Origin of the sequence: Desulfopila inferna, from assembly GCF_016919005.1 — a bacterium.
Taxonomy (GTDB): domain Bacteria; phylum Desulfobacterota; class Desulfobulbia; order Desulfobulbales; family Desulfocapsaceae; genus Desulfopila_A; species Desulfopila_A inferna.
This window is the reverse complement of record NZ_JAFFQE010000008.1, coordinates 70290-91473: the sequence shown is the minus strand read 5'-3', so window position 1 is coordinate 91473 and position 21184 is coordinate 70290. Positions and strand designations below refer to the sequence as shown.

Sequence of the window (21184 nt, the reverse complement as noted above, 5' to 3'; positions counted from 1 at the left end):
GTAGCGGCAATTATCAAGCCCAAGAACAAGGAGAGAAAGCGATGAAAATAGTTCCGGTTCCGTGCTCCTTCGATAACTATTCCTACCTGTTAATCTGCCGGAAGTCGGGAAAGGCGGCCGTGGTCGATCCGACCGAGGCCTATCCTCTCCAGCAGGAAATAGAAAGGGAAAAAGTCCAACTCTCGGCGATCTTATGCACGCATCATCACCAGGACCATATCGGCGGTATTATGGATTTGCGGCAGCAATATCCAGATGTGGAGGTCATCTGTCATCTCTCCGAGAAATCCCGTATTCGGGTAGCGACTTTCTTTGTTGAAGATGGCGATAGGATACAGATTGGAGAAGTAGAGGGTAAGGTAATTCATACTCCCGGGCATACCAGGGGAAGTGTCTGTTATCATTTTGATGACCATCTTTTCGTCGGCGATACCCTTTTCGGGGCAGGTTGCGGCAGGCTTTTCGAGGGCGATGCCCGACAAATGTTCAATTCATTGGGGAAACTGGCTGCCCTTCCGGATGAAACCCTGATCTACTTCGGTCATGAGTATACCCGAAAGAATCTGGAATTTGCCATAAGGGTCGAACCGCAGAACAGGGGAGTTGGCCGACGTCTTGAGGGGGTGAATGCTACGGCCGGTATCACCACCCCGACCACACTGGCGCTTGAGAAAAAAACCAATCCATTTCTTCGTACAGATTCGGATGACATCAAAACAATTCTGATACAGCAGGGCGAAGCCGATCTGCAATCCCCCGTTGAGGTGTTTGCACTTCTGCGTCGGATGCGCAATGATTTTTGAAAGCCATATTGTTTGTCGGCAATTCGCCGGTACATGTGGTACGGTGAATTGCCGTTTCAGCTCTACAGCGACGTCGATCGGGCTTTTGACCAATTCATCGGAACTGGAAGTATACACATAACAGAAGAACCGAAAACGGCTTGAAGAATTTCGCCGGATGGGATAGATGGTAGAACCAGGTCCGGAAAAGGATTACCGCAACTGCAGACGTTCGCGACCCACCAGGCGAACTTAATTCAGGAGGATACTGTGAAGAGGATTACCGCATTGTTTCTGTTGTTTTCCCTATGTGTGGCCAGCCAGGTGTATGCTCAGGGATATACCATTTCGGTGAATCAATTTGTCGAGCACCCGGCTCTCGATGCCGTCCTGGCAGGAATGCAGGACTATATGAAAGACAACTCAATGGATGTTGAGTTCAAAGTACATAATGCCCAGGCCAATATGCCGACAGCAAACCAGATTGCCCAGCAGATGATTGGCGAAAAATCAGACCTGCTGGTTGCCATTGCCACTCCGTCGGCACAGGCCTGCGCCCAGGCGTTGAAAAAAGCCCCGACAGACTTGCAGCGGCCTTTTGTCTTCACCGCAGTAACAGATCCGGTGTCAGCCGGACTGGTGAAGGATCTGCAGAATCCAGGCGGGAATATAACCGGTGTCTCCGATCTCCTGCCGGTGCGTAAGCATCTGGAAATGGTTCTGCAGTATAAGCCGGATATCAAAAAACTTGGAGTAATGTACAACGCCGGTGAAGCCAATTCCAAGGCAACTGTCGAAACCATCAAAGCGTTGAGTGGTGACATGGGTTTCCAGGTGATTGAGGCTACCGCCGCCAAAACCGCTGATGTCTATCAAGCCGCCAAGAGCCTGATAGGCCGCACCGATGCGGTCTTTATTCCCACCGACAACACCATTATCTCCGCGCTCGAATCCGTGCTCAAGATCGGCGTTCAGTATAAACTCCCCATTTTCGCGGCCGACATCGATTCCGTGGAGAGGGGAGCTGTGGCCGCCATGGGTTTTGACTACTACAGTCACGGTTATCAGACCGGAGCGATGATCGAAAAGATATTGAAAGGAGCTTCTCCGGGCGAGTTGCCGGTGGAATTTCAGGAGGAGCTGCAGCTGCAGATCAACGCACGCTATTCAAGGTTGATGGGGCTAGAACCGCCGCAGGCTCTGCTCGATAAGGCGGCTAAAGTTTATAAGTAAATACGGTAACTATTCAGCAGCCCCCCATCTGCGCTTACCTGAGCACACCTGGAGCGCTGCTGAACAGTTACATTTATGGGTAAACTGCTGGTTTATTTAGCTCTGTGCTGAATGATTACTAAAAACGTTTATAAGTAAACGGAATCTTGATATGACACTTTATGCCGCCTTGGGAGCGGTCGAGCAGGGACTGGTCTACGGCATCATGGTCATCGGCGTATACCTTACCTTCAGAATTCTCGATTTTCCCGATCTCACCGTCGACGGCAGTCTGCCGCTGGGCGCCTCGATCTCGGCGGTTGCCATAACCCACGGCGTCAATCCCTATCTTTCCCTGCTCTTTGCTTTGTTGGGCGGTTTTGTTGCCGGCATGGTGACGGCGGTACTCAATACCAAATTCAAGATCCTGCATCTGCTTGCCTCGATCCTGACCATGATCGCTCTTTACTCCATCAATATCCGGATCATGAGCGGCCCTAATATTGCCCTGCTGGGCTCCGATACCGTCTTTGACCTCGTCATCGCCTATGGAGTGCCGGGCCAGTATGCAGGAATGCTGATTTTCGGAATTTTCGCCCTCTGTGTTACCGGGTTTATCGTCTGGTTTCTCAAGACGGAACTGGGTATGGCCATTCTGGCCACCGGCGACAATCCCAAAATGATCACCAGCCTGGGCGTCAACACCCATACCATTATTATTCTCGGAGTCGGGCTCTCTAATGGCCTTGTGGCGCTGAGCGGCGCCCTCGTTGCCCAGAATCAGGGAGCGGCCGATGTTGGCATGGGTATCGGGACGATTATCGCCGGGCTTGCCTCCGTCATTATCGGCGAGACCATTTTCGGGCATTCCACCATTGCCGTGGCCTTTGTTGCCGCATTGCTGGGCTCGATTGTCTATCGTTTGGCAATCGCTCTGGCCCTGGGTTTGGAAATTGGCGGTTTCTCCTTTAATCCAAGTGACTTGAATCTTATTACCGCTCTTTTGGTGATTATCGCTTTAATCGCCCCCGGTATCAAGAAAAGGGTGGTTGCACGATGATCTCAATGGAAAATTGTTCAAAATATTTCCACAAGGGCAGCGTTAATGAGGTTTTTGCACTTAATTCCATCACCTTGCGTATAGAAGAGGGAGACTTTATCACGGTGATCGGTTCCAATGGTGCTGGAAAATCGACGCTGCTCAATGCCGTTGCCGGCAGCTTTCTGCTCGATTCCGGGACCATCAAGGTGGGCAACCGTGAAGTAACCGGCTGGCCGGAATATAAACGGGCAAAATTCATTTCCCGGGTCTTCCAGGACCCGCTTCTGGGCACCTGCCCTTCGGCAACCATCGAGCAGAATCTGGCACTTGCTAAAAAAAGGGGGCAGTGGCGCGGTTTCTCCAAAGGCGTCAAGGTCAAAGACCGGGATGGTTTCCGCAAGAAATTGCGGATGCTGGGACTCGGGCTGGAAAACAGACTGCAGGACAGGGTGGGTCTGCTTTCCGGCGGACAGCGACAGGCCCTGACTATGCTGATGGCTACCATGATAAAGCCGGAAGTCCTGCTCCTCGATGAGCATATCGCTGCGCTGGACCCCAAGACCGCGCAGCAGATCCTTAAGCTTACCGAAAATATCGTTGCAGAGAAGCAACTGACGACTCTGATGATAACCCATAACATGAAGCATGCCATTCAGTTCGGCAATCGCCTCATCATGTTGCACCAGGGCAGGGTCATCTCCGACATTGCCGGCGAGGAGAAAAAGAACCTGAGCGTCGATGACCTGCTGCAGAAGTTTTATGCCTCCTCTGACGAGGAACTACTTTCCGATTCCATGCTGTTGGCCAGATAGTAAAAGTAAAGCAGGTGGCTATCAGTATTTAAGAATCTTTGATGGCTTGGATGCTTTCAGTTCATTTTGGTCAAAACGTTCCAGTCGAGGTTGGCGAAGGCGGTATGGAGCAGGTGGTCCTCGTCAACGACATCTACCTCCAGGTTGGCGAAACTCTTTTCGGCAAGGGGCACCACGATATTGGCCGGAGTTACCTGATCAAGGCTGCCGATGAGCAGGTAGGTCGGGGCAGTAACCCGCTCTTCAGGGACAGGATATCCCGGAAAATTCAGAGCGGGTGCCAGGAGAATCAACCGTTTGACGCGCTTCCGGTGATTTGCGGCAAAACAGGCGGCCATGAGGCCGCCGAAGCTGGAGCCGATCAGCAGAAGTGAGTCTTCATTTCGGCAGATTACCTCAAGCTTCTCCAGGCGCTGCTCCAGGCTGCCGGCAAAATCAGGTATTATACAATCGGGGTAATTCTGTTTAAAAAATCGTCCCTTGGTGCCTTTGCTCGAGGAATCCAGGCCATGGAGAAAAATTTGCGTCATTATTCTGTTCCTTTCTAATCATCTTTCTTTTGATTTGTCCTTTAGTGTTTTTTTAGCACTACATTTGTCGGATCCCAATAAGTAGAGATAAATGCATTCAATGATATCGCCTGTACTAGCGTAAATACCTCTCTGATTCTCAATAAAGTTTCCCTCCAACAAATTCTATACCATGGATCAGGTTCAGTGGCAGTAAGATTTTCCGGTCGAGTAGACTTCATCCATGGAATAGAGTTTCAGTGATGAATATCGTGTTGCCAATGGTCAGTAGTTCCAGCCTGTCCTGTCGTCTTTCTGCGAATGCGGATCCAGAACGTTTCGGTATTTTCTGCTCAGTCGGAATGGCGGCAGTTTGATTCTACCCGCTTATATAACAGTCAAAATCAGCTTATTGCAAAGACAGAAGAAAATGGCGACAGAGAGAAGCCCATAAAAAAACCTAAAATCAAAAACAAAACAGCTCAGCTTTATATAAAAGATATGGTTTATGGAGCGACCGACGGAATAGTGACCACATTTGCAGTAATTGCTAGCATTGAAGGTGCGAAACTAGGAACCTTTGCTGTGCTCGCTGTAGGTTTTGCTTCTTTACTTGCCGATGGTTTATCCATGGCTGCTTCCAATTATCTTGCCGGCCGCTCGGAGCAGGCCGTAGTTGAAAGCAATTTACATCCTAAAAAAGATAAAGTTGAAGAACGTCCCCAGATCAGCGCATTTTTCACTTTTATCGCTTTCATCCTCATTGGAGCAATACCTCTGGTTCCATATGTGCTGCCGGTAAGCAGGCCTACAATATTGTTTCCTTTATCAATAACTCTGGCCATTTTCTCCCTGTTTTTAGTTGGAGGACTGCGTACTCGCGTAACCGGAAGCAATTTTATCACGGCAGGAATGGAGATGATGCTTATAGGTAGGGGAGCGGCCGCTGTAGCATATTTTATAGGAGTTTTCATCAAAAGTTTTTACGGTTGATCTATTTTCAAATAGAATAAATTCTGGAAAGATAAGGTAAAATTGTATAAAAATATGTCGTTAGAGCTCAATTATGGAATGCCATTATAATAAAAAACATTTTGCCTGAAATCTAAATGACGGTTTATTCGCGGAGACTTCAAGACTGGCTGCATCACAACAACGTCAAAGCCGAGCTGCTTTCCTTTGACAAGAGCGTTCATTCAGTTGAAGAAGCTGTAGCAGTCAGTGGTTATCCTGTTGAAAGAATCACCAAGTCAATCGTGATGCTGACAGCGGCGGATGATACTATAGTTATCGCCATGGTTCCCGCCTCAAAACGTGTCAGCACCGAAAGGGTAAGAAAGTATTTACAGCTTAAAGAGCGTCCCCTGATAGCTGATGCCGAGCTGATCGAAAAACGCATCGGCCAGCAGGCTGGTGGAAACTCGCCTTTGAGTGCAGGCGATGCCATCATTCTTCTGGATCCTGAACTTCTTCAAATGGATTGGATTCTGACCGGTGGCGGTGACGACAGGCATCTTGTGAAAATATCCATTGAAGAACTCCGAAAGGCTGTACCCCATAAGGTGACCCGGGTTCGCAAATAAACAGCGGTTCTATGGAAATTTTCCGGTATAGCTTGTGGCGCTATCTACTAAATTTTTTTGACACCATCTCCTCAGGTATAATATTTTATTATAACAGTAACTTACCTTAATGTCTTTTGCCCAGAACTCCCACTGGAAAAGTAGCATGGACGGAAAAACTGAATATCATATGTTTTTGCGGGCCGTATAGAAAAGCCGTCGAGTTCATCTTTATCTGGAGCGACAACAGTGACAAAACAAAGATTGCCTGAAAAAGGAGCACGGCCGAAAGACAAGAAAGGTCGTGACCACAAGGATGTCCCAAAAGATGATAAAACAACTATACATACTCAACGTGAAGCTGAAAGGCAGAAGGAAGACGAGGAATTTACCCCGGTAATCGTCAAACGCACCGATGAAGCACTACGGCATCCTGATGATATTCTGGAAAAGGCAATTCGTGAAGGATTGGCCCAGCAGAACCGGGCTTTTATGTCCTTGTTCCTCTCTTCCATGGCCGGTGGCTTAATACTTGGCTTTACAGCGATGTCGGTCGCTGTTGTCGAAACTCAGATGCTGCTTTTGGATCCGGTTATTACCACACGTCTGGCAACGGCATTCGTCTATCCACTCGGCTTCGTAATCTGCATAATGAGCGGCACCCAGCTCTTTACCGAACATACGGCAACGGCCGTCTACCCATTTCTGGATCGCCGCGGTAGCCTTAAAAAACTGCTGCGGTTATGGCTGGTCGTGATCGTCGGTAATCTTCTCGGAGCGTTGGTCAGTTCCATATTCCTCATTTCCGCCGAGGAGGTCATCAATGCCAAACCAGGGTACATCGAGATTGGTGAACATCTGGTCAACTTCGGCATTGTTCCCTTATTTTTCAGTGCTATTCTGGCAGGCTGGCTCATGGCACTCGGTACCTGGCTTGTCCTGGCAACCACACCGACTTTGAGCCAGATGGCTTCAATCTATATCGTCACCTTTATTATCGGGCTGGGCGGTCTGCATCATTCTATCGCCGGGTCAGTTGAAATGTTCACCGCTTATCTGATCAGCGATGTATTCAGCCTTTTACAGGTCTTTGGCTTTGTCGGCGTGACTATTTTGGGTAATCTGGTCGGAGGCAGCATTTTTGTCGCCCTGCTCAACTACGGACATATCCGCGAAACCCAAAAGACTCATGACGAAGAGTAAACACCTGCCCAGGGTTAAAATTTCATTTCCACACGCCGGTTTTTCTGTCGCCCTTCAGGAGTAGTGTTAGGTGCTACAGGCAGGCGCTCGCCAAACCCCTTAGCGGTCAGTCTGTTCCGCTCAATCCCGTGGTCGATGAGATAATTCATCACGGAACCGGCTCTTCTTTCGGAAAGCTTCTGGTTATATGCCTCTGGACCTGTACTGTCGGTATGCCCATGAACTTCAGCTGTTACCTGAGGATTTTCCTGGAAAAAAACCACCCATTTATCCAGTATGGGATAGTAAACTTTTTTGATGACGGCTTTGTCGAATTCAAAGAGGATATCTGAAGCCTCGATAACAAAGCTTTTACCGGCTGCTTCTTCTGCAGAACCGGGTATTCCTCCTTCCGCCCCCTCTCGATCGGCATATGCCGTGTTATCTGCTTCCTGAAAGCCCGGGGGAGGTCCCTGCCTGAGAATGTAATGTGCAGTTACACCATCATTTTGACCGACCGTGTATCTGACTCCATCCTCGGAATTCGTATAGACTTTGGCCTTATCATCCTTGTCCAGGGTGTAATGGGCGGTTACTTCATCATCCTGGCTGAGTGCATAATTCCTGCTGCTTTTCGCCGCATGTGTATTATACACATTGGCGCTGTCGTCTTTACCAATGGAATAATCTCTGGTGGTATCGTCATAGCGTACCTCCGAAGGAGAACCGGCGCACCCGCCCAGAAGAAAAGAGATAAGAATGGCAGCTTTCCCGAATCGATGAAAGGTAGGAGTGAGACGCAATTTGTTCATGACAACCTCATTTGTTTTGTTATGATCACTACTATACAGAGTATGCTGTGGTATTTTTAGCACCTTATGGATTGCTTTCTGGTTTTTCAGCAAGAAAACAATCTTTCTAAAATAGCCTTTGTCTGTATCCGACTTCCCCTCGAAGACCGATTCTCTATAATTTCACTACAAATTTATCGTTGGAATGTCAATACCATTTCTTCTTTCCGTGATGCTGTGGCGAAGGGCGCACTCTTCTTAAAAATCGATTAGTCATACAATTGCCGGACTCCTTCTGAGAGTTCTTGGATTCATAGAGATCAGGAACAACAATTTCTCGTTGTCTCGAACTTGAGGAATGGGGAAAATGTCAAATGCTTTGAAAAAGGCTGGAGAAAACAACATATTCAGGATAGGCTATGGAGAATATTTGAGCTTCTCCAACTCGGCTGGGTTAGGGACAGCTTCCTTTCTGCCCTCAGGAATAATGGCATGGAAGGTTTTGAACAACAAACATGGAGTGGAGGACAAGAAATGATATATGAGAATCTTATTGTCGACGTTGGTGATGATTTTGTTGGTTCTATAACTCTTAACCGTCCGCAGCAGCTCAATACATTTACCACCGCGCTGGCCACGGAATTACACCGCGCGCTTCTTGAGATGGATCAGGACCCCTCCGTCCGTGTTGTCTTGTTAAAAGGTGCGGGGAAGGCTTTTTGTGCCGGGATAGACGTTAATGAGCTTGCCGATAAAACTGCTCTTCAATACCGGGATTGGATTGAACATATGGAACAGCCCCTGTTGGCGATCTCAAGAATGAAGAAGCCGGTAATCGCCCAATTGCAGGGAGTTGCAGCTGCAAACGGCATGGGATTAATAGCCGCGGCCGATCTGGTGATTGCCGCTGAAAATGCCAAGATGGGATTAACCGCCATTAATGTTGGTCTGAACTGTGTTGGTCCCGTTATCCCCGTCGCACGCATCGTCGGCAGGAAAAAGGCCCTGGAATTGCTCTTGTTTGGCGATCTGATCAAAGCACCGGAGGCCATGGCCATGGGGCTTGTCAACAGGGTGGTTCCCAAGGAAGATCTCGAAAAGGAAGCCGCAGAATGGGCCCGAGTGCTGGCAAAGAAAAGTCCGGTGGCCATTCAGATAGCCAAAAAGGCCTTCTATGCCTCGGAAGATCTCGAGTACAATAAGCAGTTCGAATTGATGAATGAGGCTTTTGCCAGACTTTGCACTACACATGACGCCAAGGAAGGTGTGGCCGCCTTTTTTGAAAAGCGGAAGCCCGAATGGAAGGGATGCTGATTATGAAAAAAGGGGAGCGCCACTATGACGCTCCCCTTGCTACTGAGTAAAATGTGCTTTGACTGCATTGTATCAGCTCTGCTATTTGCCGTTCCCAGAGCTGGAGTTGATCAATGAATCTGAATCTGCTTGACCTTTTCCTCTTCGGGTCTGGCCACTATCACGGTGAGAATGCCGTTTTCATACTTGGCCTCGACCATATCGCTATCAGCCTCAAATCCTAGATGGAAAGACCGCTGAAATTTGCCGTAGCGCCTTTCCTTTCTGAACCTGTTCTCTCCTTCAATGGTCTCTTCTTTGCGTTCGCCGCTGAGAGTGATAATTTTTCCCTGCACATCTACTTTGAGATCCTCCTTTTTGAAACCGGGGAGTTCGGCTTCAAAAAATACCTTCTCGTCCTTCTCGTAAATGTCCACAGAAGGTATAAAATCGCGCACAGCGGCACTGCGGCTGGGCATCGAGGTGAAAAAGTCGTCCATCAGGGCTGGAAAAAGAGTTCTTGAACCAAGTTGCCGTGTTGGGTTCCATCGTGTCAGTTGCATATCGTTCTCCTTTGCGTATGTTGTGTTTTTTGCTATTTTTACTGTTTGTAACTATTATTGTTTACATCCGTAGCTGAAATAGTAATAAGGAATCATCTCATGTCAATAAAGTAAAATTACTTTTTGTTAAATATACTAAAAGTAATTCATGGAGCTGGAGGGTTTGATGGCATCAAGGAAAACATCTTTTATACGCCTGGAAATTACTTCGAAATCGACTCAGGAGCTGCTCGGCAGGCAATCTGTACGAACCACGTTTAAACTGACGGAACGTAGTATCGATGCAATGAGCGTCCTTGCAAACCAACTTGGAATTAAGCAGAAGTCACTTTTTGATCATCTGATCGATGATGACTCGGTCATGAAGATGATTGCCGAAGAATCAACTCAATATGAAATACCGGAGCAGAGGATTGCGAAAACCTATGTGATATCCAGGCGGACTTTGCAGAACCTCGAAAAAATTTCGAGCAGATACCAGACTCCCCGGGACGCTCTGGTGGAGCTTTCCATCGAACGTATTCTCCCGCTTATTACAGAGGAAAAGAAAAAACATAAGCAGCGAAAGATCATTTTGCAGAAGCTGTATAAAATGGTTGGCGAAGGAGAAGAAATCTTTGAAATGGCAAATGAGTCACTCGATAAGGACGATCCGGTTTATCGCCGAATATATCAGATGGCGAAAACTGTAAGAAACTGCTGCGATGATGTGGAGACCTTTGTCGATCGCGGTCGCAAGATCGAAGATTTTTAGTGCCTTACTCCTGAAAAACCACCACAAGAAACAAGCAAACGAGGAATGTAATTTAAATCCGCGAACTTGACCTTATCGCCAAGGCACTTATCCAGCTCAGCCGGGCTAGTGCCTTACTCCTGAAAAACCACCACAAGAAACAAGCAAACGAGGAATGTAATTTAAATCCGCGAACTTGACCTTATCGCCAAGGCACTTATCCAGCTCAGCCGGGCTTGTGCCTTACTCCTGAAAAACCACCACAAGAAACAAGCAAACGAGGAATGTATTTTAAATCCGTGCACAGGCCTTAAGCCAAATCATTTATACCCCTCAAGGGGTACTGTAAAGTCCAGCTCAGCTGGGTTATATCCCGCTTGCCCTTCACAACTCTGAAAAATTCGCTTATCTTTGAGAAAGAAGAGGGAGTTAACATCACGGCTCCTGAAACCCGATGACCAAAGGATATACCATGAGCGGCAATGATGTCTACGATCTGTGTGTGCTGGGCTGCGGTCCTGCCGGTTTTGCCGGAGCTATGCGGGCTCTCGATTTTGGCAAACATGTCTGTATTGTCGAAGGCGCCGAGATAGGGGGGGCCGGCATCATGTGGGGAGCGCTGGCATCCAAAACCATGTGGGAGTTGGCCAAGGATTATGCCGTCGCCGCCAAACAGGACAGAGGGTATCAGGCCTCGGGTCTCACTGTGGACTACTGCGCCGTACGCCGAACGGTTCTTCAGGCCGCCAAGGAAAAGCAATACCAGATGCTCTCCCAGATTGAGACCTATTCTCCTCGGAGATGGAAGGGGCCGGGGGCATTGACTCTGAAACATGGATGGGGGCGCTTTCTCTCCAAGACGGCGGTGGAAATCCGCTCCGATGATGGGAAAAAAGAGGTGATCAAGGCCAGATATTTTCTTATTGCCACCGGATCACGCCCCAGAAATTTTCCGCATGTGCTGATGGATCAGTGCAGGGTGTTGAATTCGGATGGAATCCTGAATCTCCAGCGCTTTCCCGAGCGAATGGTCATCATCGGTGCCGGCGTCATTGGCTGTGAATATGCCACTATCTTTTCCAGTTTCGGGCAGACGAAAGTATATCTGGTGGATCGTGCTAATCGTGTTATTCCTTACGAGGATGAGGATATCTCAACCTTTGTCAGTGATAATCTGGTGCGTAGCGGCGTGCAGGTGATTCATTCGGCCCAGCTCAGGGAAATTATCCCCAGGACCGAATATCAGCAGGTTGTCCTTGATTTTCAGGATGGTCACTCCGAGGTTATCGAATCCGATGCCGTTTTTATATCCATCGGCCGTACCTTTGAGAGATCGGGTCTGGGCCTTGAAGTGCTGGGGCTGGATACCGGCAGTCCCGGTATCCTCAAAACTGACGCCAACTGCTGTGTTTCCGACAATATCTATGCCGCTGGCGACCTCACTCACCATCCAGCGCTGGTCAATATCGCCGAAATGGAAGGGCGCTACGCGGTTAAACATATGTTCGGTAAAAACCGCTGGCCCCTTAATTATGACAATATGTCCACCGTGATGTTCTTCTATCCGGCGGTTGCCGCGATCGGACTCAATGAAAAGGGCTGCCGGAGCAGGAAGATTCCCTACCGGGCAGCCTACCTGTCCAATGTTTTGTGCAACCGTGCCATTGCCATGCGCGCAACGCATGGATTTGTCAAGATTCTGGTCACCGATGATGAACAGCAGCGCATTCTGGGTATGAGGGCGGCTGGACCGCAGGTTTCCAGTACCATCATGTCGATAGCCCATTTCATGGATCATGGCAAGGGAGTCCTGGATGTACTGAAGAGCGTTTATCCTCACCCCACGATTACCGAGGGTATCGAGGAATGTTTACGCATGCTGCTCGGCAAATCCATTTTCAAGCCACACGCCTTTCCCGACCTTCTCCGCTTGTGGCGCTGGCACCCGGAGACAGGTGTGACCGTAGAAGAGCGGGGTGATGGAAATGGACAACCCTGACGGCGTCGAGATCAGCACCCATACGGGCCTAAACTCCGAATTCGAGATAGCCTGATTTCAAGCACCGCAGGTCTTTCTCTGGCCCTCTGACATCCTGGCAACTTTTTACGAAAATTTAGTATAAAAGTTCAGTGATCCTACTGGAGGAATTACCATGCAAAAAATCATGAAAAGTTTTTCGTTTCTATTGGTTTCAGTCAGCGCTATAGCTTTGATCGGCTGTTGGTCGCCAGGCGGCGGTCCTGTTACGGATATACCGGATAACGGAGCAGTGCAGCCCAAGTTCCCAAGCAGTTTTTACTCCGGCATCTCAGCAGAGGAGGGGTGGGTTTTTGAGATGGACAGTGAGGCATCGGAGGCGCGCTTATTTCTGTGGCGGGGCGGTTTGCTGGCGGAGAAGGGGCATAATCATGTAATGAGGGTGAAGAAGATGGAGAGCGCGTTCTTCCTGCCAAAGAACATGTTGGATGAAGAGGCACGTCTGGACATCGTCTTCCAGGCAAAGGACATCGAGGTGGACCCGATGCCCCTGCGGAAAGAAATCGGTGGATCCTTTGCAGGAACGGGAATGACGCCGGAGGGCGCCCAGGGTACTCGGGAAAATATGCTGGGAGAGAAGGTGCTGGACGCTGAGCGTTTCCCCACCATTGGCTTCCGCACCAAAAGGATCATCGGTGAGCTCCCCAGATTGGTGCTTGATACAGTGATAACCCTGCATGGGCTTGAACGGCAAACCTTAATTCCGGTTACGGCACAAGTGCAAGAGGATCGTTTGACGGTAGAAGGTACATTTGTCATAGAGCAGACGAATTTCGGCATTGAGCCTTTTTCTGCATTAGGCGGCGCACTCTACATAAAAGATCCCATTATGATCGAATTTGACCTTGCCTTCAGGGCTCGTTAAAGATTGCTTATTCATTCTCAGCATCAGGAGGAGGTAGTCTGGGGACTACATTAAAAGTTACTTCAATATCCTTCTTTTGAGACTGATCGGCCAGTTCCAGAGATGAGGGGAGAAGCATGATACCGACTTTGATTTTTCCATCAGAACTGATTTCATTCAAGGGAATCGCTTCAGTATAAATGGTTTTAATATTTTCAAGAGACAGTCTGCCGCCTATCACCTCCACCGTCTCCGGAACTATGGAAGCCTCCTTCATGATAAGATATTCTGATAGCTTTCCGGTCCAGTTCGGCTGAATATGCAGTTTCTTCTGCTCGGGGACGTCAAGATTGACCACCAGTGTCTCCGGTTCCACCTGCTTCAGGCTGATTCCGGGAGGCAGGATGATCCCTTCACGGGAAATGGGAACCTCGTTTTGGCCGGGGACGGCGTTTGCCAGATCGAGTCTGACGTTTAACTGATCCGGAGTGACGGAGCGTATCAGGGATCCCGATCCACTAATCTGAAGTTTGACGCTACTCGCCGATGCTGAAAATATTTTCATCTCCTGGTCACGATTGACAAATTCCACCGGCACCTCCACGGTTGCCAGAGTTTCGAGCCCCCGGGCAAAACTAAACCAGATCCCGGAAATAAAGACCAGGCAGCCTAAAGCAGCAACGGCGAGTTCGATTGTCTGGTGGCGGGCGCCCGATTTGTCAGGCACTGTGCCGGCGTATTCCTGCAGCACTTCACTCAACTCCTGAACTCTTTCTATATTGATAATCGACTGATCCTTAAATACCGTGATCTCGCCTCGCTCCTCTGACACCACAATTACCAGGGCATCTGTCTGCTCGGTAAGCCCGGCCGCGGCACGATGCCGCGTGCCGAAGTGGGATGGCAGCTCTTTATTCTTTGAAAGCGGGAGAATGGTCCCCACTTTCATGACCTGGTTCCCTTGGATCACAATGGCGCCGTCATGTACCGGTGAGCCGTGCCAGAAAATACTCAGCAGCATTTCCTGAGAGAGTGTTCCCTGCCAGAGGACGCCTCCGTGAATAAATTCTTCAAGGCTCTTTTTCATTGGAAGTACAATCAATGCACCCAGTTTGCGGCGGGCAAGTTCTTCGACGCTTTCCGTTATAACATTGACAGGCGTCTGAATCCGGCGCTGAGGGACTCCCCAGAAAAACAACCTTAAGCTGCGAACCTGGAAAACTCCGGCAATCTCATTACGAAATACAATTATGATAATCAACGCAGCTACAGCGATAATACCCTGGATAACCCAGCTGGTGACGATCAGTCCGATACTTATCGCCAGCCGCTTCAGCAGCCAGAGCATACAAATAGCCAGTACCATTCTGATTACATTGGTGCCTCTGAAGAGTACATAGAGCCTGAACAGAATGTAGCTGTTTATGAGAATATCGAGGATGTCCTGCCAGCGCAGGCCGAGAATCAATGGTTCCATTGAATTATTCCGTTATGCTGAATCGCAGGGTGTGAAGGATATTTCCATCGGCATCGGTTATTTCGACCTGCCATGGTCCTATATCCGTGTCTCTGAGCTGCATGCTTGAGAACGATGCCCATCTGGGAGGCTTAATGGTGAGCTTTTTTTGTGATATCAGAACGCCACGGTAATACCATCTATGGTAAATAACCGTTTGTTGAAGCACCGGGTCAAACTCCGTAAAACAAAGAACCCGGCCCAGCTCGACGGAAAAAACAATGGCTTCGTTTACGGGCGTGATTCCCTGAATGGATTCACACATAACTGCCTTGATCAGCTCAGGCGCAACTTCTGGTGGAACAATTACCTCCTGCGTCCAGGCTACATTCGAAAAAGCGAACATCAAGGTGGTATTAATGATGAGAAACAATTTCACAAATAAATTTTTCATGAATATTTAACCTTCAGTAGAGCTATTCTCTTAAGCCATCAGGCATAAGAACGTCAGTCTAAAAGCGGTAATCATTATTGTTGAAAAAAGAAGTATCTTTCCGGGTAGATTTAAAGAATGGAGATTTTCTATTTTGGTAATCTTTGAATATTCCTACGTTTTTTGATCATGCGCATTTCTGCCCCCATTTCGACATTACTCATAAGGACAGGATTTATCCAAGGTACAGTGAATAAAAAATAATTCTCCATCTGTATGAATATTCATCTTTTTTGGGTTATGTGACAAATAGTTGGAGATTTAGTCACATTAATACTTATAGTTTAAATGTTGAAGTAAAAATTCTTAGGAGGCAAAAATGATAGCGATGCTGTGTGCTGGAGAAAAAGTTAGACATAACAAAATGGCAGAATGGGGTGTAGGGAAAATTCTTGAGGTAAACAGCTGTGGAACAATCAGTGTGATGTTTGAAGGGAAAAGACAAGTATCAATTGCTAAGGGCGCAAAATTTCTTGTCAGAGCAAGCGAGAAAGAAAAAACGAAAACAGCACCTAAAAAAAGCTAGCGATTTCAATCAATAATAAAATCGTTTTCTCGCTGCTTAGCTGTCCTGAAAAAATTCCTGAGGGGCCAGAAACGGCCTCGTTGCAAAGGGATTTATCCAGACTTATCCAGCCCTGCTGGATTAACGTTGATTTGGGTAAGATCCTGCTCCTCTGTCCGGATATATTCAGCGGCAGACTTCTCCTCCGGTGCCAAAACCGGGATAGAGCAACATTCCTCCATCCACATAGATGGTGGCTCCCGTGATATAATCCGCCTCATCCGATGCCAGCCAGACCGCCACCGGAGCGATATCGTCTGGCTCTGCGACGCGGTTGTAGGGAATAAGGTTGAGGATTTTCTCTTCCGCCTCAGGGCTTTCCCAGGTATCTCTGTTGATATTGGTTTTCACCGCGCCGGGCGAGATGGAGTTCACCCGAACCTTGTGAGGTGCCAGTTCCTGCGCCAGGCTTTTCATTAGCATCAGCAAACCACCCTTCGACGCGGCATAATTTGCATGGCCGGCCCACGGAATAGTGTCGTGAACTGAACTGATGAAGAGCATTTTTGCGGCGGCCCTGGAACGATCCCGAACCACTCCTCTGCGGCAGAATTCCCTGGCGGCTTCCCGGGCACATAAAAAACTTCCCGTGAGGTTGACATCAATGACCTTTTGCCAACCGGCCAGAGACATATCCAGGAAACCGGAATCCTGCTGAATACCGGCATTGTTCACTAAAATATCTATAGTTCCAAATTCCTTACAGGCGGCCTGCATCATTTCCCTGACTTGGTCTTCGCTGCTTACATCCGCCTGAATGGCTATGGCACTGCCCAGGTTCTCTTTAATACTCTGCACTGCCTGATCTGCCCCCTTCTGATCAGATAAATAGTTGATAATAACTTTTGCTCCGGCTTGGGCCATGGCAACGGCAACCCCTTTTCCGATTCCGGAACTTGCACCCGTGACCAGCACTATTTGATCCTGCAAAGTTTTTCCTATGCTCAAAATGTCCTCATATCAAGGTGTTGATTCACAAAAAGTCGCCCCGAAGCGCTATAGCGGTCTTACCGCTAGTGGATTTTGGTGCACCCTGATCAACCCAGCGTACTATTGTCTGAGTAGTCTCTTCCGGTAGCAGCGGCTGTCGGAATGGCATTGCCGGTTCGCTCCTGCCCTTCATCCTTAAGACGAGTTCGCTCTCGCCCGGCTTATTCGGAATGATGACTTTGCCGTTCTCACTGCCTTCCATTACCTCTTCGTAGCTGTCCAAGCGGAGATCGTGCGGAGCACTGGATCCTGTGTGGCACATGTTACAATGTTGCTCAAAAATTACCGAGATATCAGCCCAGGTCACTTCTTCCTGTGACTCTCCATCTGCTGCCTTCTCCTGTTCCTGTGCATCGAGTTGCCAATGCGAACCGGCAAAAACTAATTCGCCCCCATAATATCCAATGGCCACCACATTTATGAAACACAGGGAATAGAGAAAAAGGATGGTTTTCATGCCGGCTCTGAAAATGTAGTGGCTCAAAATGGTGATAAGAAGAAGTACGACAAGAGCAGCGGCCAGATAGATTTTCATCCTGATTGGAAACATCCAGGTGCCGGCGTGATAATACTGCCAGTCCATATAGCCCAGAAGAATGGTCGGGAATGCGGCAAAAAACGCCAGAACACAGCTGTGCCTGGCGGAGACCACAAAACTGTAGCGATTGAGAATCACCGCAACGATCCCGAAAATCAATGCTGCCATGACCCCGCCGATTGGCAGGTATACAATGGTGGGATGGATGGGATGGGTATAGCCAAGATTCTGCAGCGTCTGATAAAATATTTCCATTTGTTTGTCAGCACTCCTTGAACCTGATCAGTAGAGGATAAAAAGGATTCAGTATGCCGGTTACTCTCTGTTTATGGAAATTATGCCTTTTCTACCTTAATAATTCAGGACGTTGATGCAGGGAAAAGGGTCTTTCTTTTTTAATCACCTGCTGCCACACTTTTTTTCATAGCCAAAACAATGAGCATGATAGGGAAGTTTAGCCAGTGAAAATTACATTATTCTTCAGGGATTAAATGAGGATTCCAGACGATTTCCCAAAGGTGTTGATCAGGGTCTTGAAAATATCCTGCGTAACCGCCCCAGAAAGTATCATGCGCCTTTTTTAAGACGTTGGTGCCAGCGCTGTGAGCCTGCGCCATCACAGCATCCACTTCCTCCTTCGAGGTAACGTTGTGACCGATGGTAAATTCAGTAGGTGATATATTTCCTTTCGGCAGACCAGAATCATGAGATATGCTCTCCCTTGGCCAAAGTGCCAATTTCAATCCCGCACTGAGATCAAAGAAGGCGACTGCTCCATATTCAAATTCTTTTCCTATTATTCCTTCTGTCTTCAACTCTAGACCATCCTGGTAGAACTTAACGGTCTTCTCCAAATCATCGACACCCAAAGTGACAACAGAGATCAGTGGCTTCATGGTGTACCCCCTCACGTATAATGTCTTTTATCAATCCTGCTACTCCTCGTTTTATCAAGTGAAGTCAGCAAAACAGGAAGGTGCAAGAAGTGCAGTTGATGTACAGAAGTGTGCAAATTTTCGCTGATCTTCTCAAGTAACTTCCTCTTCCTCTCCATTGCAAATCCTTATTTACATCTGCGTTCTAGCTATAAGGCCTGATTATTAAAGCATATCGAGTGATAGAGGCCGCGGCTTCCATGATACGCTGCCCGTGGCATAAAAACTGCTATATGGGCGGCGATCCCTTGGCTGCTTTTTATAGAAGATGCGGTCCTTATACATTAACCTCAATTGAAGAAATCGGAATGACTAAAAGAAGAACAACAAAATTGAAACTACGTAACCATAAACAGCTCTTTATCTCAGGTCTATTCATCTTTGTTTTATATGCGGGATACGCGAACGCGTATGATAATGGAACGGTAGAGCTTACATGGCAAGAAAATCCACCGGAAGAGTATGTAGTGGGGTATCGTTTATATTATGGTTCTGACTCAAGATTTGATGATAACGGAAATTTAAAGAGTAACTTTGCCTACAACTACTTTATTGATGTTTTTGAGTCGGTCCGTTGCAGTAACTACGATAATACTTGTGAGTATCTTGCACCGGATGAATTGACCTGTATTACTGATAATGTTAATGATCCTCTTTGTACAGTTGGTAATTTTGAAGGCACTGCGTATTTAGCTATGACAGCGTATGATGACAATGAAGAGAGCGATTATACTCATGAATTAACCATAGTTCCATCAGAACCGGTAACAGAAGAACCACCACCGGTAACAGAAGAACCACCACCAGCAACAGAAGAACCACCACCGGCAACAGAAGAGCCGCCACCAGCAACAGAAGAGCCAACAGAAGAGAAAACCGACAATCCAAATAAACCTGACAAGTCAACTGATCCAAACGGCTCAACCAAAGTAGATAATCCTAATAAACCAGTAAAGAACAAATAGAGTAAAATTTAGAGGAGCCCAAGGTTTCGATACCAGTTTTAAGGTCATTTAGTGTCTGTCCGTAAATTGCTCATTCTGGACAGACACTAAATATTTATTAACCTCTATCATAGAGGACCCCGAATAGGCTAAAATGTATTCGGTTTCCCCCTCCCCCACCACCAAAAGTAGCCCCTGCCACAAGGTAAATTCTGAACCTTCTTTTACGTGAGCTTCACGTGATTACGATATCTCGGTTACCAAGGAGACTGAAAAAAGGATGCTCGTTACAAGCGAATATTCCAGAGCAATCCGACACTGATTCCATAGCAATCGCCTCTCAAATATTTCTGCAACCGGAACATCCTGGAAATCAGACAAAGATCTGGAAAGAAAGAGGAACAGTCGAATCCCCACCGTGCCAGAGCAGTGGGCTTGAGTTGACCGCTTCCTGAAAAATTAAGCAATACAACCTGAAGCACAGGTTGGAAAATTAAGGTTTTGCTCCAGACTTTCATGAAGTCCACAAAAAACTGCAAAAACAGCAACCCGGGAGATTCGGCTTCATACGACGGTATCACGGTTGATAAATGATCAGAAAAGGCATTATTTTGTTTGAATTAGATAGTATTGTATAACAAAGTTAAACAAAATATAAGGAGCAGACCTAATGGCACGATTGAACACCATACCCGAACCCTTGCGCTCTTTCCTGGCAAAACTGCCCTGCCCAACCTTTGAGACCCGCCCTTGGGCTCCGGGCACACCACTTGCCCGGCGCCGCGTTGCCATTATTTCAACTGCGGGACTGCATCGCCGCGATGATCGTCCCTTTGAAGGGATGTCTGGCGATTTCCGCGTGATCGCAGACTCCTGCATAGCCAAAGATCTGGTGATGTCCCATATTTCAACGAATTTTGACCGCACCGGATTTCAACAGGACTGGAATGTGGCTTTTCCCCTGGACCGGCTTCATGAACTTGCCGCCCATAAATCCATCGGATCCGTGGCGGATTTTCACTATTCGTTTATGGGGGCCACTGATCCGGCAGACATGGAAACCGCGGCAAACAAGCTTGCCGGGCTGCTGAGAGGTGATCAGGTTGATGCGGCCCTGCTGGTGCCGGTCTGACCTCTCTGCACCCGCGCCGTGGGCGCGCTGGCACATTATCTGGAAGCCGAAGGAATCCCAACTACTCAGATTAGCCTGATCAGAGAGCATACTCAAACCATTCAGCCCCCCAGAGCCCTGTGGGTGCCGTTTGCCTTGGGCCGTCCTTTGGGACTTCCGGGCAATCCTGACTTTCAACGACAGGTGGTCTTGGCAGCCCTGATCCTTCTGGAGGCGGAAATGGGTCCGGTATTGGAGGATTTTCCTCATGACGTCCCCAAAAAAAATACGTCACAATATTCGCTTGATCAGCTGGCCTGTCCGGTTACTTTCGTCGGTCCAATCACACAAAAAACTGAAACAGAGAAACTACTGGAAGCATTCAGCCGTGAAGTCGGGGAATTTCGCTCCTGGTATGATATCGGCATTGAAAAACGCGGTTATTCCGCTGTAATCTATTTTACGCCGGATGCTGCACTGCAGCTGTTCACTGATTTTCTCTCTGAGATCCCCATGACACCGGGTGAGCACATATCTTCACTGGACGCGGCCCTTCGTTTTGCGGCACAGGATCTCAAGTCGGTCTATTTCGAATCTGTGATGTTTCGTCCGGATATGATATTAACGGACGATGCCACCTTCACCGAGTGGTTCTGGCAGAAGACTGCCGCCGGTGCGGTACTTAAAGCCGTGAGGGAAAAATGCCGGGCGTCAGGCGATAAGGCACTGAAAATGACCGGAGATATGCTGCTGGTCCCACTAGGCCAGGCATAAAAACGAGTGAAACAG

23 protein-coding genes are annotated in these 21184 nt (G+C 48.0%); 15 read left to right on the top strand and 8 right to left on the bottom strand.

Features of this window, described 5'->3' with window-relative positions; all coding sequences use genetic code 11:
- Positions 1-41 precede the first annotated feature (41 nt).
- The 4 genes from gloB to JWG88_RS17865 all read left to right on the top strand — a co-directional run bounded on the left by gloB (position 42) and on the right by JWG88_RS17865 (position 3848).
- On the top strand, positions 42-803 hold the full coding sequence (gloB, locus tag JWG88_RS17880; protein WP_205235161.1) for a hydroxyacylglutathione hydrolase: 762 nt from the start codon (positions 42-44) through the stop codon (positions 801-803).
- A gap of 249 nt (positions 804-1052) precedes the next feature.
- Positions 1053-2015 carry an ABC transporter substrate-binding protein gene (locus JWG88_RS17875; protein WP_205235160.1) on the top strand — a complete coding sequence of 321 codons (963 nt, stop codon included), beginning with the start codon at positions 1053-1055 and terminating at the stop codon, positions 2013-2015.
- Between the two features lie 151 nt (positions 2016-2166).
- The gene (locus JWG88_RS17870) at positions 2167-3054 is read left to right on the top strand and encodes an ABC transporter permease (RefSeq protein WP_205235159.1); all 888 of its coding nucleotides are present in this window, start codon (positions 2167-2169) and stop codon (positions 3052-3054) included.
- Positions 3051-3848 (top strand): ABC transporter ATP-binding protein, encoded by a 798-nt coding sequence (locus JWG88_RS17865; protein ID WP_205235158.1) that lies wholly within the window; start codon positions 3051-3053, stop codon positions 3846-3848. The genes JWG88_RS17870 and JWG88_RS17865 overlap by 4 nt, the downstream gene beginning before the upstream one ends.
- A 56-nt stretch (positions 3849-3904) precedes the next feature.
- On the opposite strand, the gene JWG88_RS17860 is transcribed toward JWG88_RS17865, so the two are convergent.
- A complete protein-coding gene (locus JWG88_RS17860) occupies positions 3905-4378 on the bottom strand; it encodes an alpha/beta hydrolase (protein WP_205235157.1) in 474 nt (157 codons plus the stop codon).
- A gap of 300 nt (positions 4379-4678) precedes the next feature.
- Here JWG88_RS17860 and JWG88_RS17855 point away from each other — a divergent pair, with 300 nt between their 5' ends.
- The 3 genes from JWG88_RS17855 (at position 4679) to JWG88_RS17845 (ending at position 7122) form a co-directional block, all read left to right on the top strand.
- Positions 4679-5350, top strand: coding sequence for a VIT1/CCC1 transporter family protein (locus JWG88_RS17855; protein WP_205235156.1), 672 nt, complete (start codon positions 4679-4681; stop codon positions 5348-5350).
- Between the two features lie 116 nt (positions 5351-5466).
- The gene (locus JWG88_RS17850; RefSeq protein WP_205235155.1) at positions 5467-5940 is read left to right on the top strand and encodes an aminoacyl-tRNA deacylase; all 474 of its coding nucleotides are present in this window, start codon (positions 5467-5469) and stop codon (positions 5938-5940) included.
- A 228-nt stretch (positions 5941-6168) separates the two neighbouring features.
- Positions 6169-7122, top strand: coding sequence for a formate/nitrite transporter family protein (locus JWG88_RS17845; RefSeq protein ID WP_205235154.1), 954 nt, complete (start codon positions 6169-6171; stop codon positions 7120-7122).
- A gap of 14 nt (positions 7123-7136) precedes the next feature.
- Here the strand turns inward: JWG88_RS17845 and JWG88_RS17840 are convergent, their stop codons facing one another.
- Positions 7137-7913 carry an OmpA family protein gene (locus JWG88_RS17840; protein ID WP_205235153.1) on the bottom strand — a complete coding sequence of 259 codons (777 nt, stop codon included), beginning with the start codon at positions 7911-7913 and terminating at the stop codon, positions 7137-7139.
- 346 nt (positions 7914-8259) lie between these two features.
- Between JWG88_RS17840 and JWG88_RS17835 the strand changes: the two genes are divergently transcribed.
- Together JWG88_RS17835 and JWG88_RS17830 are read left to right on the top strand one after the other, a co-directional pair.
- The gene (locus tag JWG88_RS17835) at positions 8260-8430 is read left to right on the top strand and encodes a hypothetical protein (protein WP_205235152.1); all 171 of its coding nucleotides are present in this window, start codon (positions 8260-8262) and stop codon (positions 8428-8430) included.
- Positions 8427-9206 carry an enoyl-CoA hydratase/isomerase family protein gene (locus tag JWG88_RS17830; RefSeq protein WP_205235151.1) on the top strand — a complete coding sequence of 260 codons (780 nt, stop codon included), beginning with the start codon at positions 8427-8429 and terminating at the stop codon, positions 9204-9206. The genes JWG88_RS17835 and JWG88_RS17830 overlap by 4 nt, the downstream gene beginning before the upstream one ends.
- Before the next feature lie 110 nt (positions 9207-9316).
- Here the strand turns inward: JWG88_RS17830 and JWG88_RS17825 are convergent, their stop codons facing one another.
- Positions 9317-9748, bottom strand: coding sequence for an Hsp20/alpha crystallin family protein (locus JWG88_RS17825; protein WP_205235150.1), 432 nt, complete (start codon positions 9746-9748; stop codon positions 9317-9319).
- A 166-nt stretch (positions 9749-9914) separates the two neighbouring features.
- Between JWG88_RS17825 and JWG88_RS17820 the strand changes: the two genes are divergently transcribed.
- From JWG88_RS17820 to JWG88_RS17810, 3 genes are all read left to right on the top strand, one after another.
- Entirely contained in the window at positions 9915-10502 is a 588-nt protein-coding gene (locus JWG88_RS17820) for a hypothetical protein (RefSeq protein WP_205235149.1), read from the top strand.
- Positions 10503-10953: 451 nt separating this feature from the next.
- On the top strand, positions 10954-12480 hold the full coding sequence (locus JWG88_RS17815; protein WP_205235148.1) for a dihydrolipoyl dehydrogenase family protein: 1527 nt from the start codon (positions 10954-10956) through the stop codon (positions 12478-12480).
- Between the two features lie 154 nt (positions 12481-12634).
- A complete protein-coding gene (locus JWG88_RS17810; protein ID WP_205235147.1) occupies positions 12635-13384 on the top strand; it encodes a YceI family protein in 750 nt (249 codons plus the stop codon).
- A 7-nt stretch (positions 13385-13391) separates the two neighbouring features.
- Here JWG88_RS17810 and JWG88_RS17805 read toward each other — a convergent pair whose 3' ends face one another.
- Together JWG88_RS17805 and JWG88_RS17800 are read right to left on the bottom strand one after the other, a co-directional pair.
- The gene (locus tag JWG88_RS17805; protein ID WP_205235146.1) at positions 13392-14840 is read right to left on the bottom strand and encodes a diadenylate cyclase; all 1449 of its coding nucleotides are present in this window, start codon (positions 14838-14840) and stop codon (positions 13392-13394) included.
- 4 nt (positions 14841-14844) lie between these two features.
- Complete coding sequence (locus tag JWG88_RS17800; protein WP_240194570.1) at positions 14845-15273, bottom strand: DUF2914 domain-containing protein; 429 nt, start codon at positions 15271-15273, stop codon at positions 14845-14847.
- Between the two features lie 358 nt (positions 15274-15631).
- Here JWG88_RS17800 and JWG88_RS17795 point away from each other — a divergent pair, with 358 nt between their 5' ends.
- Positions 15632-15838 carry a DUF3553 domain-containing protein gene (locus JWG88_RS17795; RefSeq protein WP_205235145.1) on the top strand — a complete coding sequence of 69 codons (207 nt, stop codon included), beginning with the start codon at positions 15632-15634 and terminating at the stop codon, positions 15836-15838.
- Between the two features lie 165 nt (positions 15839-16003).
- On the opposite strand, the gene JWG88_RS17790 is transcribed toward JWG88_RS17795, so the two are convergent.
- From JWG88_RS17790 to JWG88_RS17780, 3 genes are all read right to left on the bottom strand, one after another.
- Entirely contained in the window at positions 16004-16825 is an 822-nt protein-coding gene (locus tag JWG88_RS17790; RefSeq protein ID WP_205235144.1) for a glucose 1-dehydrogenase, read from the bottom strand.
- A gap of 25 nt (positions 16826-16850) precedes the next feature.
- Positions 16851-17660, bottom strand: coding sequence for a c-type cytochrome domain-containing protein (locus JWG88_RS17785; protein ID WP_205235143.1), 810 nt, complete (start codon positions 17658-17660; stop codon positions 16851-16853).
- Between the two features lie 218 nt (positions 17661-17878).
- Positions 17879-18301, bottom strand: coding sequence for a VOC family protein (locus JWG88_RS17780; protein ID WP_205235142.1), 423 nt, complete (start codon positions 18299-18301; stop codon positions 17879-17881).
- A 272-nt stretch (positions 18302-18573) separates the two neighbouring features.
- Between JWG88_RS17780 and JWG88_RS17775 the strand changes: the two genes are divergently transcribed.
- Together JWG88_RS17775 and JWG88_RS22000 are read left to right on the top strand one after the other, a co-directional pair.
- Positions 18574-19305: a hypothetical protein gene (locus tag JWG88_RS17775; protein WP_205235141.1), complete on the top strand. Its 732-nt coding sequence runs from the start codon at positions 18574-18576 to the stop codon at positions 19303-19305.
- Positions 19306-19954: 649 nt separating this feature from the next.
- A complete protein-coding gene (locus JWG88_RS22000) occupies positions 19955-21169 on the top strand; it encodes a glycine/sarcosine/betaine reductase selenoprotein B family protein (protein ID WP_306793122.1) in 1215 nt (404 codons plus the stop codon).
- Positions 21170-21184: the final 15 nt, after the last annotated feature.